The 15,919-nt window shown below is 37.9% G+C and carries 10 protein-coding genes; 7 read left to right on the top strand and 3 right to left on the bottom strand.

Annotated elements, in window-relative coordinates; all coding sequences use genetic code 11:
- Positions 1–127: 127 nt before the first annotated feature.
- The 5 genes from REI64_RS07485 (at position 128) to REI64_RS07465 (ending at position 9,110) form a co-directional block, all read left to right on the top strand.
- Entirely contained in the window at positions 128–2,977 is a 2,850-nt protein-coding gene (locus REI64_RS07485; RefSeq protein ID WP_308849492.1) for a T9SS type A sorting domain-containing protein, read from the top strand.
- Between the two features lie 88 nt (positions 2,978–3,065).
- Positions 3,066–7,088: a S8 family serine peptidase gene (locus REI64_RS07480; RefSeq protein WP_308849491.1), complete on the top strand. Its 4,023-nt coding sequence runs from the start codon at positions 3,066–3,068 to the stop codon at positions 7,086–7,088.
- 100 nt (positions 7,089–7,188) lie between these two features.
- Positions 7,189–7,434, top strand: a complete 246-nt coding sequence (locus REI64_RS07475; protein ID WP_308849490.1) for a hypothetical protein — start codon at positions 7,189–7,191, stop codon at positions 7,432–7,434.
- 81 nt (positions 7,435–7,515) lie between these two features.
- Complete coding sequence (locus REI64_RS07470; protein WP_308849489.1) at positions 7,516–8,178, top strand: DUF2461 domain-containing protein; 663 nt, start codon at positions 7,516–7,518, stop codon at positions 8,176–8,178.
- Positions 8,179–8,255: 77 nt separating this feature from the next.
- Positions 8,256–9,110 carry an OmpA family protein gene (locus tag REI64_RS07465; protein ID WP_308849488.1) on the top strand — a complete coding sequence of 285 codons (855 nt, stop codon included), beginning with the start codon at positions 8,256–8,258 and terminating at the stop codon, positions 9,108–9,110.
- A 74-nt stretch (positions 9,111–9,184) separates the two neighbouring features.
- On the opposite strand, the gene rfbC is transcribed toward REI64_RS07465, so the two are convergent.
- The 3 genes from rfbC to REI64_RS07450 form a co-directional block, all read right to left on the bottom strand.
- On the bottom strand, positions 9,185–9,739 hold the full coding sequence (gene rfbC, locus REI64_RS07460) for a dTDP-4-dehydrorhamnose 3,5-epimerase (RefSeq protein WP_308849487.1): 555 nt from the start codon (positions 9,737–9,739) through the stop codon (positions 9,185–9,187).
- Positions 9,740–9,762: 23 nt separating this feature from the next.
- Positions 9,763–10,065: a DUF4286 family protein gene (locus REI64_RS07455; protein WP_308849486.1), complete on the bottom strand. Its 303-nt coding sequence runs from the start codon at positions 10,063–10,065 to the stop codon at positions 9,763–9,765.
- A 113-nt stretch (positions 10,066–10,178) separates the two neighbouring features.
- Entirely contained in the window at positions 10,179–11,981 is a 1,803-nt protein-coding gene (locus tag REI64_RS07450) for a tetratricopeptide repeat protein (RefSeq protein ID WP_308849485.1), read from the bottom strand.
- 257 nt (positions 11,982–12,238) lie between these two features.
- Here REI64_RS07450 and REI64_RS07445 point away from each other — a divergent pair, with 257 nt between their 5' ends.
- Together REI64_RS07445 and REI64_RS07440 are read left to right on the top strand one after the other, a co-directional pair.
- Positions 12,239–14,134: a prolyl oligopeptidase family serine peptidase gene (locus REI64_RS07445; protein ID WP_308849484.1), complete on the top strand. Its 1,896-nt coding sequence runs from the start codon at positions 12,239–12,241 to the stop codon at positions 14,132–14,134.
- Positions 14,135–14,149: 15 nt separating this feature from the next.
- Positions 14,150–15,826, top strand: coding sequence for a HAMP domain-containing sensor histidine kinase (locus REI64_RS07440; protein WP_308849483.1), 1,677 nt, complete (start codon positions 14,150–14,152; stop codon positions 15,824–15,826).
- The last annotated feature ends 93 nt before the right edge of the window (positions 15,827–15,919 follow it).

The following is a 15,919-nucleotide window of genomic DNA, read 5'->3' as shown; positions in this document are numbered from 1 at the left end:
TTTTTATCAGATAACATAAAAACAGCTTGGTTTTATACCAAGTTGTTTTTAAAGACAATAAGACAATTTGCAGTATGCAGCTCTCAATACGTAATTAATTAATCTTTAACCACTAAATCTAAAAATTATGAAAAAAGTTTTACTACTTATGTGGTCCCTCTTGTTGGGCATAGCCACAATAAATGCGCAAACCTTGGTTTATAAAAAACCAATCAATGCAAACAGCACTTCAGATGGTAATGCTCGTGCCCCGCAAACGTCACACAGAAATACCAAAGTGGTTTATCTGATTACAGCAGCAGAAATGGCAGCTGTTGGTATGGGTAATGGAGTAGATTTAAAATCTATCGGTTTTTACTACACCAAGCAACGTGCGAATCCAACGGCGACTCCCCCTGTTCTGGCAGCAGTTCGAACTACTGCCGTTGCTAGCGGAACCTTAAAGGTATATCTGCAAAATACTACCCACACTGCCTATGGTAAGGGAACCAGCTTTAGTGCTGCCTTAACCGGTATGACAAAGGTAAGTGATGGTACCGAAACTATAGATGCCACCGCCGATTCGGAATCTATACCTAATGATATAGAGTTTAAAAACGGAGATCCGTTTACCTACACGGGTGGGGGGCTGTATGTAGCTTTCGAGTGGAGCAATACTGGTACTGTTGGTGGTGCCAATATAGCAGTATGTAACGGCTCGACTGCAGCCACAGGTAATGCTAACGGTTTGTACCAGTCTTCTTCAACTTCTAGTGCTACGGGGGCAAATAATACCATAGCTTCTAGCGCTTTTAGACCTAACACCCATTTTAGCTACGAGGTGCCAGCTAGTGATTTAGGTGTATCCAATGTATACGCTATGAGTACTGCACCAGTAAACGAAGGTTTGCAAAAAATAACTGCTCGTGTATTAAATAATGGTGCTGCTGTACAAAATAACGTAGAAGCTACGTTAACTGTTACCGGTGCAAATACTTTTACCGATACCAAAACCATTGCCACAATAAATTCAGAAGGGGAAGCAATAGTACAATTTGATGATTTTATACCTGCAAATAAGGGTACTAATACCATTACAGTAACCCTAAATGTAACCGATGGCAATGCCAACAACAACAGCCTTGCCGTTACGCAAATAGTAGGTGATGGTAGGTTTTCGCACAATATAGACGGTACGGATAATACTTCAACTTCGTCTGGCTCAAACGTGGGAAAAGCAGTTTTGGCGGCAAGGTATTATGCCAATAGTACGGTATATCCAAAAGGTATCAGGTTTAAGGTGTCGCAAAATACTACCAGTGCAGATAAAGAAAGACCGGTAAAGGCGGTTTTAATTAATAGAAATGGGAATGTAATAGCCGAGTCTGCCCCTTATAATATAGAGGCTATTGACTATGGCACCTGGCTTACACTTACTTTTACCGCTACAGACCAGGGCATTACCGATGATTACTTTTTTGTGGGCGTTGCACTGTTGGGCAATACGGACGGGGCGGCATACTATCCTATGACCACACAATTGGAAGGCACAACAAGACCGGCTACATATTATTTTCTAAACGAGTATGATGGTGGCCCTACCGTAGCATTTGGTGGTTATAGTACTTCAAAATACTCTATCGAAGCATTTACCACTAATGCAGTGCTTAACGAAGATGATGCATCAACTTCAACTATTTATGCCCTTAACAAAAACCCGCTTACCTATGGCGCTCCGGAAACCATTCAGGCAATTGTTACCAACAATGGCGAAACCCCAATGGTAAATGTACCAGTAGCCCTTAACGTTACAGGAGGTAATACTTTTGCTAACAATAAGGTAATAGCCAAACTGCCAGCAGGTGCATCGGCTACTGTAACTTTTGATGGTTTTACTGCAACTGCTAAAGGTACAAACACCATCACAGTAACACCTAATGGAAATGTAACTAAAGCACTGAGTGTATCACAAGAAATTACAGATGGCGTTTTTTCACATGTAGTAGGCAACACGATTAGCACAAATTACGGATCTAATACAGGTAACTTAATATTTTTGGCCAAGTACCATATGACAGGGTCAAGAAAAATAAAAGCGGTTAGACAAACTGTCGGTAATAGTTCTGGCAACACAGGTAAAATCATCTTTGCCGTTTTAACAGATGCAGCAGGTAATATACTCGCCCGTTCAAATAACTATACCATTTTAGATGGTGATAGAGGGCAAGTAAAAGATTTTTTACTGCAAACTCCTACAACAATTACAAACGCAGACTTTATGGTGGGTATAGCTATGGATTTAAGTAATACTGGATTTTTCCCAGCAGCTACCCAGATTGAAACACCACTAAGAGCAGGACTTTACTTTACAAGAACTACTGCTGATGCTGGTTTTACATTAGGTGCAGGTGCAGGTCGTTATATGGCTTCTGCTGTTACCGAAGATGAGGTACTCCCAGTAACCATCAGCACCTTCACTGCTAAACTAAACAACAACAAAGTAGCTTTAAACTGGACAGTTGGCACAGAAACAAACGTAAACCGTTACGAGGTAGAGCGCTCAACAAATGGAGTAGATTTTATAAAAGTGGCCGAAGTTGTAGCAAATGGCTCATCTAGCTATGCTACGGTAGATGCTAAGCCTGAATTGGGTATTAACTACTATCGTTTAAAAGGTGTAGATAACGATGGCACTTTAAGTCCATTTAATGAGGTAAGAAGTATAAAAGTAAATAGTTTAGAAGCTAAAGTGGTATCGGTTTATCCAAATCCTTTAGTAGGTAATACCATTAATGTAACCTTGTCTAACTATACCAAAGGTACTTACACTTACAAATTGGTTGATGCATCAGGTAGATTAATTCAGCAAGGTAGTTTTGAAAACAATGGTTCGGAAAGTAGTGTGATTACTGTTGCAAATACCTTAACCAAAGGTATTTATGTGCTACATATAATTAATGGTTCAGAAACCATCCAATCTAAGCTTATCAAGCAATAATTGAATAAATAAGATAAAAGCCGCCATATCAATAAAGGTATAGCCTTTAGGGTTGGCGGCTTTTTACATCCCTAAACTATCTTTTAAAATGAACAGACTAAAATCTATTCTATTGCTGTGCTTGTTTCTTTTAACCTCAAGTACCTTGCTTTTTGCACAAGAAAGTAAAGAGGCAAAAACAGATGTTGCGTTTCTAGAGAAAAACGCATCTGATTTGGCTAAATCTATGAAAAGAGATAAGCAACGTGCTTTTGATATGGCAAAGAAGAAGGGGTGGTCAACTTTTCAAATTACCAGACAAGGTAAAATTATTCAGTTAGTAGGAGTTGATGAATCGGGTTTGCCATTGTATGAGGCAACAGATAACGAAACCGCAGCTGGTACAACAAGAGCTAATAAGCTATATGCAGGCGGCGGCTTGGGTCTTAACCTAAATGGAAGTACCATGCCCAACAATTCGGTAGCTGTTTGGGAGGCTGGAGGAATTATTTTAGCCAGCCACCAAGAGTTTGCGGGTGGGCGGATACAGTTGGGAGATGCTTCAACCACAACTACTTCGCATGCCACACATGTTGGTGGTACCATAGCTGCTTCGGGAGTTTATGGGCAGGCAAGGGGTATGGCGTATGGCCTGCCGAATTTGTTGTCTTTTGATACGAATAGCGATAATGCGGAAATGTCGGCTAGGGCGGCAACAGGTTTATTATTGTCTAACCACTCTTATGGCGTAGTTGCGGGTTGGGTAAGAAATAGCGATCAAGGTAATAGATGGGAATTTAGAGGTAGATGGGGAGAAAATGAAGATTATAGATTTGGATATTATGATACCAAAGCAAGAGATTGGGACAATATATGCTTCAATGCTCCCTATTATTTGCCGGTAAAATCTGCTGGGAATTATAGAAACGAAAATGGCCCGGCGGTAGGAGAAACTTATTACAGGTATAATGCTAGTAATTCAATGATTAATGCTGGAGCCAGACCTGCAGGCATTAGCAGTAACGATGGCTATGGAATTGTGGCTAATTACGGCACAGCAAAAAATATTTTAACTGTTGGTGCTATTAACGGCTTAAAGTTTGGGGCTTCATCACCTAGTGATATTGTGTATTCGGCCTTTACAGCTTGGGGCCCAACAGACGATGGTCGTATTAAACCAGATCTGGTTGCAGATGGTGTAGGCGTAACATCTACCAATCATACAGGTAATGATCATTATTACACTTCTTCAGGTACTTCTATGGCGGCACCAAATGCCACTGGTACCTTGACTTTGTTACAAGAGCTTTACTATCAGCAAAATGCTGCATTCATGAGGTCAGCTACATTGAAAGGTCTGGCCATAGCTACCACTAGCGAGGCGGGTGCAAGCCCGGGGCCTGATTATCAATATGGATGGGGGCTCTTGAATGCCGAAAAAGCAGCCAAGGCCATTTTGGATAACAATACTAAAAGTTTAATTTCCGAACTTAACTTAACTCAGGGACAAACGCAGACTATCAATGTGGTAGCCTCTGGCAATGGCCCTTTAATGGCAACCATAAGTTGGACAGATAGAGCCGGGTCTGTAACTTCGTCTTCTTCATCGGCAGCGCTAAATAATAGCACATTAAGATTAGTAAATGATTTGGATATGAGGATAAGCGATGGGACAAGCACTTTTTCACCATGGATATTAGACCCCGAAAATCCATCATTTGCAGCAACCACGGGAGATAATTTTAGAGATAATGTGGAACAAGTTTACATTGCCAATGCAGTACCAGGAAAAAGCTATACCATCACCATAAATCATAAAAGCACACTTACGGACGGTAGTCAATTTTTTTCCTTGATTGTTACTGGTATAGGTGGTACGGCCTACTGTGCATCTACACCAACTTCAAATGTAGATTCAAAAATTACAAATTTTCAGCTGTCTAACATAAACCACAGTCCGGCTACAGATTGCACAATCTACGGAGATTATACTTCACAAACTGCAGAACTGGAAAAAAGTAAAACTTATACGTTAAGTTTAACCGCTGGTACTTGTGGTATCAATCAGAATAAAATAGCTAAAGTTTTTATAGATTGGAATAGCGATGGAGATTTTGATGACATAGGAGAATTGGTAGCCACTTCGGCTGTAATTGCGACAAATGGAACATTTACACAAGCTATAACCGTTCCTTCTACGGTGCTGGCCGATACTTATTCGCGTTTGCGGGTGGTATTAACAGAAACATCAACAGCAAGCAATGTATCTGCTTGCGGTAGCTATGCCAAAGGCGAAACTCAAGATTACAGAGTTAAATTTACGGAGGCGGCCATTAACGTAGGGGTTGCGGAAATCGTGAACCCTATTAATGGAGATGCAGCGGGCGACACAAGAACGATAGTGCTTAAACTAAAAAATTATGGCGCAGCTACAGTATCAGGAATTCCGGTAAATGTATTGGTTAAAGATGGCGCTACTACCATCGCTAACATCAGTGAAACCTATAATGGAAGCATTCCGGCATCGGGAGAAGTAACCTATATAGTGCAAACGGGCTTTACTGCTGTACAAGGTAAAACGTATACCATTGAGGCAAGAACTAATTTAAGTACAGACTTAATTCCTGGAGATAATTTAGTTGTCAAGTCGGTTGGTTTTGTTGCACCACCAGTATTAACAAGTGCCAAAGCCTATTATACAGACATTGCAGGTACTCATTATTTATATGCACCTCAAAATGACGGAGTTTCATTTTGGTACCAGTCTGCCGCCGCTACCAACCCTTTTACTAATGGAAATGGGGTAGTTACTACAACTATGCCAACATCGGCCAATACTTATTATGCAAATTTAAATGCTTATGCGGGCAATCTTGGTCCTGTGGCAAAAAATACGTTTGGCAACGGAGGTAGCTATGGACAGGCAGGCTTTAGACTGTACTTTAACACTACCGCTCCTATGGTGATAGAAACCGCCCGATTATATATTGGTTATCGTGGTGCGGTAACATTTAATGTTTTTGACGCGAACACGGGAATGAAGGTGTCAAGTTCTACTATTAGTGTTGCCAACACTCGCAGTCCGGCTAGTGCTACTGTAGGTTCAGCAGATGTAATTAGTGATGGAGGGCGTTTGCATACGCTAAATATCAATTTTCCTTATGCAGGTTCTTTTTATGTTACTGCCGAATATAATAATGGAGCTACTTTATTTAGAAATGCACTGAGCAGTACATCTTTTGTGTATCCGCTCACCGAGAGTACGGGCCTATTGTCCTTGGTTTCTCATACTGGACAAAGCGGTACTGATATGAACTATTACTATTATTTTTTCTACAATATCAAAGCAAAGCCAATTGGAGAAAAGGTTGAAACAAAGGTCGCTGTACCTTTAACTAATTTGACGGTTACTAGGCAGGGAGATTTGCTAACATCGCCCATAGCAAACGGTAACCAATGGTACTTAAATGGAAGCTTAATTAATGGAGCGACGTCGGCAACTCATCAAGTAAATGCAACGGGAAGTTATACTGTTAAAGTAACGCTTTCTGGAGGAGTAACCATTACTTCGCAAGCTTTTGTAGTCAACACCTTGCCGGTTACAATAAACAGTTTTACGGCAAGTAAACAAGCTAATGGCGTACATTTAAAATGGACAACTTTAAGCGAAATTAATCATAAGCATTTTGTGGTAGAACGCTCTGTTGAGGGAAATGCTTTTAATGAAATCGGTACCGTAGAACCGAATACCTCTAAGCAATATTCTTTTGTAGATAAATTTCCAAATTGGGGTATCAACTATTATAGGATAGTTCAAGTAGATAGAGATGGGAAAACAGAAACATTTGGGCCAAAAGTTGTAAACTTTGATGTCGCTACTGTTAGCATACAACTTTATGCAAACCCGGTGAAGACTAATTTTACGGTTAAAGCAAGTGATGTGAGAAGAGATGAATTATATACTATTACCATATCCGATGTTTTGGGTAAGAAAGCAAAAGAACTTAGTGTTGCTGGGAAAGAACTTTTAAGTGGTAAAAACATTGATGCAACTGATTTGATATCTGGAAACTATGTGATAGAAATCAGATGTGCTCAAAAAATTGGACAAGCTAAATTTGTTAAACTATAATAATTTAGAGTTAGTTATGAAAAAGGAGCTTCGGCTCCTTTTTTATTTTAATTACTTAATGATGAACTAATATTTTCCAATTTTCCCTTACCTTTACGTCATGAAAAAAGTACTGGCCATTTTACTTTTCTTTTTAATGCTTATTGTTGCACAGCCTAACGCTAATGCGCAATGTGCAATGTGCACTGTTAATGCTGAGCAAGGTGTGAAGAATGGAAATACACAGAGTAAAGGCTTAAATTCTGGGGTGTTGTATTTATTGGCTATCCCATTTTTGCTAGCTGGCGGGGTTGGCGTACTTTGGTACACTAGTTATCGTAAAAAAGATACGGGAAACCTAGCCTAAATTCTATTTAAATACCTTTAAAATTTCCTTAAACACATATTAATTTACTACATTGGTGGCAATTGCTAATGAGATAATCATATGTTAAAAAAATCAACTTTCAATTTTCTTCGTGAATTAGCAGATAACAACAATCGCGAATGGTTTGCTAAAAACAAGCATCTTTATGAAGAGGCTAAGTTAGACCTATTTGCCCTGATTACACCCCTAATTAAAGAATTTGCGGTAGTAGATCCACAATTTTCTGCAGATACAGAGCCAAAAAAATGCTTATTGAGGATTTATCGTGATGTTCGCTTCAGTGCAAATAAGGCTCCCTACAAAAAGAACTACGGAATTGCTTTTGATGTAAAAGGTTATGGACCTAATACTCCGGCATACTATTTACATTTAGAACCTGGAAGTTGCTTTTTTGGTGTGGGCTTTTGGATGCCCGAAAGTTCCATCGTAAAAAAGATTAGAGAGGAGATTGACTACAGCAGCGATGAATTTTTGGAGATAATTAACGATAAGGCATATCAGTCGATATTTTCAATAAGTAAGGAAGACAGTCTTAAAAAGGCACCAAAGGGATACGAGATAGATCATCCAATGATTGAATACTTGAGATTAAAAAGCTTCATTTCTATTTATCCTTTAAAAGAAGAGGATTTTTACCAAAAGGATATCGTTAATAAGTTGATAAATGCTTTTAAAACGATTCAGCCATTTGTCTTATTTTTGCGCAAAGCTGTAGGCGAATAGTCAATGATTAATAGTTCATAGCTATAACTATTAACCATCACAACCATTAACAATACATCAATAAACAACATATACAGATGAAACAACTGAAACTCTTCTTCGCTCCCTTTATTGCTCTCTTTTTAGTTGCCGCTACTTTGAGCTCTTGTGTGGTACTATCCACCAAGAAATACAAATCGCTTTTAGCTAAACAAGATTCATTAAATACCGGATGGAACGACGCTCAATTAAATAACGAAAGTTTAGAGCAGCGCATCAAACGTTTACAAGCAGACACCGCAGCTTTAAATAGCCAATTAGCAACACTTAACGAAAGATATACCGATTTAGATGCGAATTATGCAAAGTTGAGGTCGAATAGTTCGTCGGAAATTAATAAACTGACTGGAGATTTAGCTAAGCGTGAAGCAAGGTTGAAGGAAGTAGAAGAGGTTTTGCGTAAACGCGATGAAGCTACCAATCAGTTGAGGGCAAAATTACAATCGGCTTTGCTGGGCTTTACCAAGAGTGGTTTAACTGTTGAAGTAAAAGATGGCAAAGTATATGTATCCTTAACAGATAAATTGTTGTTCCCTTCTGCAAGTATTGTGATAGATGAAAACGGTAAAAAGGCTTTAACCCAGTTGGCTGAGGTATTAAAACAACAACCAGATATCAACATTGCTGTAGAAGGTCATACCGATTCGCAGCGTATCAGTAATCTAGGTCAGATAAAAGATAACTGGGATTTAAGCGTACTACGTTCTACTTCTGTAGTTAGGTTTTTAACAGATGAGCAAAAGGTAGAAAGCGTAAGAATGACGGCTACTGGAAAAGGTCAGTTCCAGCCTTTGGCAGAGAATACTACAGCTGAAGGCAGAAGTAAAAACCGTAGAATTGAAATTGTGCTTTCTCCGAAATTGGATGAACTTTACAATTTGATCAAACAGTAAGCCCTAATTCTCTGAAGGGGATTATAAAAGCCACAGATGCACAGATTAAATTTGTGTATCTGTGGCTTTCTTATTTAAAATGGTGATTTTAAGGATGCAAAATCGCTTAAGACTAAATCTTTATCAGATAATAAAAACTCGCTAGGATCTAAATAGGCGGCCCAATCAATGTTTAAAGTTGGATCGTTCCACATTACACCAATTTCCGAATCTTTATCATAATAATTAGTTACTTTATAAGCGAAAATAGTATCGTTCTCTAAAGTTAAGAATCCGTGCAAAAAGCCAGGAGGAACCCACAATTGCTTATGGTTTTCGCTACTTAGTTCAACTGCAAAATGCTGTCCGTAAGTGGGCGAGTTTTTCCTGATATCAACTGCAACATCTACCACCTTACCTTGTATTACTCTAACTAATTTACCTTGGGCAAACGGATTTGCTTGTGCATGCATTCCTCTAAGTGTGCCTCTTTGCGAGAATGACTGATTGTCTTGCACAAAATTTACATTAATGCCTGCTTGTTCAAATACTCTCTGGCTAAAACTTTCATAAAAGTAACCTCTGGTGTCTTTCCAAATTTTAGGTTCAAATACAAAAAGGTCTTGTATTGGGGTTGCTATAATATTCATGTTTTTTTTATAAGGTAATGTGTTTATCCTACAAATTCCATTAAGGTGCTAAAAGTAACCAACTTATTTGGATACTTGATATACATTTCTGCTGTAAATTCTTGTTCGTGTAAGTCTAAAAAGATTTGATACTTGGTTTCGTCTTCAGCAATAAACTGAACACAGTAGCTTATACCTTCATTTGGAGAATCTACGATCTTCAAAAAGCGGTGAGATACAAAACAATCTTTTTCCATCAACTGCGGAATGTGGGTTTCTTTCATCCAGGCTAACCATTCTGTAGCTGAGGCCTCTTCTATAATTACGGTGACGTTAAATAACAACATGGCGCAAAGATACGGGATTAAGGTGGAAGGTGGAAGGGGACGAAGACTAAAGACTAAAGACTAAAGCTGAAAGGATTGAAAGCATTAAGGGCCAGAGTGCCGATCCTAAATTGCTAAACGGTTTCTCCACGTAAGTTACGATATCTCTTTCGTGCTTCGGTATTGAGAATACTGCCAGGAAAATCTGTAATTAGCTGCTGGTAAAGTTTTTTAGCTTCTTCAACATTGTTCAATTGATGCTCGTAAAGATCGGCAAGCGTAAATATTGCATCATCAATCCAAATGCTCGTGAAATGTGAAGCGATTAATAGTTTAAGATGACTTTCTGCTTGCACAAATTCGTTGCTCTTGATAAAGATGCGGGCTTTGGCCATTAAAATATCATCTGCCAAACTATTTTTCGGAAAAGCGACATCGATACTGTCTAGTTTTTTTAAAGCAGCTGCGGTGTTGTTGGTAAATTGAAGCATTTCTGCATCTGCATACATAATCAGCGCCAAGCTATCATTTTTACTTTGTAGGTTGTCTGAGATCAGCAAACTCAGGTTTAAAGCATCATTGGCAATTAATTGAGAGGTAGAAGCTTTTAATACATCGGCTTGTGATTTGGCAAACTTGAAGTTGCCCTGATAAAACGAAACCCTCGCCGAACGAAAGCGGGCATCACTAGCTACAGACAAATTATCATACTGTTTGGCTACTTGTTCGTAAACTAGCACTGCTTCCCAAGGCTGCTTGTTCAATACATATATATCGCCTAAATCAATCTTCAACTGACCAATTTCTGTTGCTGGTAAGCCAGGAACTTTTAATGCCTGTTCTAATGTTTTTTCTGCTTCCGATAAATTGTTGAGGTAGTAAGCTTGTAAATACGACAGTTTTTTGAGCGCAAATATGGTTTGGTTACTGATGCCGTATTGCATAATTACCTGCGAAAACTCATCTGCCAAGGCTTTAATGGCTACTTGATCAATCTTGCCTTGTACCGCTAGTTCGTATTTGGTATTAATCAGCTGTATTTTTGCAGGCAAATACAGTTCGTTTTCAGTTCCTTTTGTTAAAAGATATTCATAAGCTTTAATGGCGGTGGTAAAGGCCTTATTAGCCACAAATGTATTTGCTGTATTAAACAATAAGCTAGACGAATTCTTAGTGCGCCTATCTTGCGCAATCAGTTGTCTAAGTGCCATCTCGTACTCTTGCTGCTGAATAAACTGCCAAATTAGTAGCTCTGTAAAAACCTCATTTTGTGGATCTTTCTGTATTTTTTTTAGCAAAGCTGATTGTAATAATTGATAATCGTTATTGCTCTCGAAAAGATTGGCTAATATACTTTGCGCTTGTGGCATCAACTGCGGATTTGTAGGTAAAGCGTTCAAATATTCGTTAACCAGAGCTTGCTTGTCTTTTTTAAAGCGATAGATACTCAAAAGTTCAAAAGTGAACAACTGCTCGTCTTCCAGTACTTTTCTGCCTTGTAAAAAAGTATTTACAGCCATATCATAAGCTTCAAATCTGTAAAAAGCATTGGCCAAATCCCTAAATTGAAATTCATTTTTAGAAACGTTTTGAATAGCGCCGTAGTAGATTTTGTTCGCTTCGGCAGTCTTCCCACTTTCTTGGTAAATCCTTCCTAAAGCAATTTGATAATTTACTTTTTGTGGCGATTGCTTCATAAGCCTTTTGACCAAAGTTTCCGCCTCGTCGTATTTTTTTATTTTAAGCAGTGAGGTATAATACAAATCGAAATAGCCATCGTTACGATTACGGTTAAAGAGTTTTTCTAATAAAACAGCTGCTTTTTCATAATCTGCCTGCTGGTAATATTGATAGGCCAAAGCTTCATCTACATTGTCTTGCGCCCACAGAGTGGATGTCAGACAGCAAGCAAGTAAAAGGAGCAAGATATGTTTCATCTATTTCGGAAGTTCTTTATCAAAAGCTAATTTCGGTGTTGCCCAAGCATCAGCTTTGCTAAAATTAAATTTTTTAACTTATAATTATGGTATTCAATTAAAATAAAGTAGTAATAAGCACTGTATTTTAAATGTTACGCTGCTTTGTTTTTACTAAACAACAAAATTTGTTTTATTTGATTAACTGCAAAGACAATGCTAAGTAACAATGTTAATGATTATTGCTTACCGCAATTAGTGTTGTGTAATTTTGTGATATGATGACGGCTGTGAAAAAATATATGTGGTTATTGGTGGTTGCGGTGCTTTTTGCTTGTAATGAGGGCGAGAAAGTAAGGCAAGTGCCAGTTAACGATTTTTTCAAGACACAAGACAGGGCATTATATCGCTTATCGCCCAATGGCAAATACATCTCGTATTTAACGCTTAAAGATAAAAAGCAACATCTAGTAGTAGAAGATTTAGAGCAGGGAAAAGTTACCGAAGTATCTAAATTGGAAGAGAGAAATATCAATTTTTATTGTTGGGTAAGTAACGATGAATTAATTTACTACAAGGAAAAAGAAGCCAGTAGGTTTCAAACAGATCTGTATATTGTACACAGAAATGGCACTGAAGAACGACTTTTAAATGCTGATGAAAAAAGTAAGGTGCGCTTACTGGAAGATCAATTGATAGACGATAAGTTCCTTTTAGTTACCAGCAATAAGAGGGATTCTACCGTTTTTGATGTGTATCGTTTGAACGTAAGAAATGGTCAGATGATTATTGCTGCTAAAAACCCAGGTAATTTTACTAATTGGCTTACCGATAGCAAAGGCAAGTTACGTATGGCAATTTCTACCGATGGCGTTAATGAATCGTTGTGGTACAGAGAAAACGAAGGCAAGGATTTCAAAAAAATCATTACCAATAACTTTAAAACTACATTGTGGCCGGTAGCTTTTTCAGAAAATAAACCTAACACCATTTACGCGATTTCTAACGTAAACCGAGATAAAAATGCCTTGGTAGAGATAGATTGTATCACAGGAAAAGAGAAAAATGTGCTTTTTGCTGATGATACCTTGAATGTGGTAGAAGCGCAGTATTCTAAGCGTCGTGGTAAAATGGATTATGTAGTGTACGAAACTTGGAAAAAGGAAAAACACTATTTAAATGAAGATGCAAAACGTTTGTTTGGTGCTTTAGAAAAATTTGTTCCCGATGCCGAATATAGAATTATTCATAACGATAAAAACGAACAGCATTTTATTGTGAGAACATTTACCGATCGTAGTCCGGGGGCATATTACATCTATCATGCTGAAAATAATCAGTTAAAAAAGTTGAGCGATCTTAATCCTACGCTTAAGGAAGAAGAAATGTGCGAGATGAAGCCAATTACCTATACCACTGCCGATGGTTTCAAAATAAATGGTTATTTAACACTTCCTTTAGGTTTAAAACCTAAAAACTTGCCAGTGGTAGTGATACCACATAATGGACCTGGACAGCGAAACAGTTGGGGGTTTAATTCTGATGTACAGTTCTTGGCCAACAGAGGTTATGCGGTGCTGCAAGTTAACTATAGAGGTTCTACGGGTTACGGTAAAGAGTTTTACGCTGCAGGCTTTAAAGAGTGGGGACAAAAAATCCAACAAGATGTTGATGCTGGTGTGCAATGGTTAATAGAACAGAAAATTGCCGATCCGCAAAGAGTGGCGATTTATGGATATGGCTTTGGAGGATTAATAGCGATCAATAGTGCGGTTAACAATCCTAAAATGTACAAATGTGCAGGTTCTAGTGCTGGTGTGCTTAACCTTTTCAGTTATTTAAAAACAATACCTCCGTTTTTAACGTCTAACTTGCAGATGTTTTACGAAATTGTAGGAAACCCAATTAAAGACGCAGAATATATGCGACAGGCTTCGCCTGTTTTTCATGCAGATAAAGTGAAAATTCCGATATTTATAACGCAGAGCTCTAAAGACCCTCGTATAAATGGCAACGATGCGGTACAATTTGTAAAAGAATTGCGGAAGTTAAATCTTCCAGTAACGTATTTAGAGAAGGAAGAAACCAAAACTGTTTTGGGTAGGGAAGAAGCACGGAAAAAATCGTACGCAGCCTTAGAGCTTTTCTTGCAAGATAATCTTAGAAAACGTTAGAGCGAGAGCATTGGTATGCCTATAGAAACAGTAAAAAAAAGCGGATACCGCAAAAATTTCTCCCTTATCGCTACGTTCATTGGATTAATTTCAGTTCTATTCGTCCTATCACTTTTTCTAGCTTTTAATTTTAGTACAAAGAAAATAGAGGGCGATTTTGTTTCTGCAAAAACGAATGTACTCGAAGAAAGTATCAAACCTTACAACGATTTCTTTCTGAACAAAATTCCTGAAATTTCTTACTACAATGGTTATCTGGATTCGACTACGGCCTCCAAGTTTGTTGATACAATTTTATTGAAATATCCTTTTGTTAAAAGAGTGGTGTTTTTTGATGCAGAAGTTCGTAATTCGAGATATGAAGAGAATGGTTTGAACGTAGGCAATTTTTCTGTCGGAATGAAAAGCGTTTATCAATTTGGCACCTATATTCCGGCAGATTCGGTAAAAATTTTTGGAACGAACTCTATTGCTTCCAACGCAACACTCGAAAATTTCAACGAACTGGCACTAAAGCTATATACGTTTGTGCATAGGTTAGACACGGCAAGAATGCCTACGCAGGAAGATTTGTTCAGTAATTTTTCGAACATCAAACCCAATAGAATTGATTATTTTAATATTCCGAGGTTTGAAGATTTGAAGGTTTATAAGCAGATGATAAATGAGAAACTGATTTCGGAACCAATTTATCAGCAAGATATGCTTTCTTTTGAGCTAGATCCAATGAAGATGAAGATTAAGAATAATCGTCCTTTGCTTTATCAATCTGTACGCATAGAGCCTGTAACCTACGATCCCTTGGAAACTTCTTCGGAATATGTAACAGGTGAAATTACTTTAGGAGGTCCTTTCTCAGCCTATAAGCTTTACTTTATTTCTGCCAAATCTTTTATTAAGAAGGAGATTTTTAGTTACTTTTTGCCAATAGCGGCGCTGATATTGCTTTTTTATGGTTTGTTGCTTTTGGTAGCATTTCTAATCTATAGAAACCTGAACATTAATCATAAAATGTTTAAACTACAGTACGATTTTATCACCAATTTAACGCATGAGTTTAAAACACCGGTGAGTGTAATCAAAATTGCCGGAAATAACATCAAGAGTGCGGTAAGTATTTCGGAACGCGAACAAAAGCTTTATGGGAAAATATTAGATGAAGAAGCCGATAAGCTGAATGGTTTGATGAATAAGTTACTTGCGTTTACGCAAATTGAAAACAAAGCCATAAAGCTTAATGAAGATCGGATTAATATCACCGAGTTTATCGAAAGTACCATAGACGTTCATCAATTAAAGCATCCAGATTTTAAGCTGACTTATGAAGTTACCGACTTAATTCATTTCACTACAGATCCGGTTTTGTTGGGCAGTTTGTTTGATAACTTGATGGAGAATGCTTATAAATACTCTCCGCCAGATAAAAAACAATTACATATCACCGCCCGTTTAATAAAAGATAGAGTTGTTTTACGTTTCAAAGATGCGGGTATTGGTATTCCCGCTTCAGAAATAAACAATATCTTTAAGAAATTTTATCGCGTACAAAATCAGTATAACCAGGCAGGAAGTGTGGGTTTGGGTTTGGCTTTTTGTAAGGAACTTGTTAATTTTATGAAAGGCGATATCAGCGTTCGCAGCGTTGTAAATAAAGGAACAGAATTTAAGATTGTACTACCTTTTATTCAATGATGAAATGAGTAAAGGAATAAATGATTAAATAAATGCTAACGGAGTGAAGAGATTCGTGTGAGGGGTAATTTACTCATTCACTCATTTACTCAT

The sequence above is a fragment of the Pedobacter sp. genome, assembly GCF_031119335.1.
Classification (GTDB): domain Bacteria; phylum Bacteroidota; class Bacteroidia; order Sphingobacteriales; family Sphingobacteriaceae; genus Pedobacter.
The sequence above is the reverse complement of the archived record's forward strand: the minus strand, read 5'-3'. Positions and strand labels throughout refer to the sequence as shown.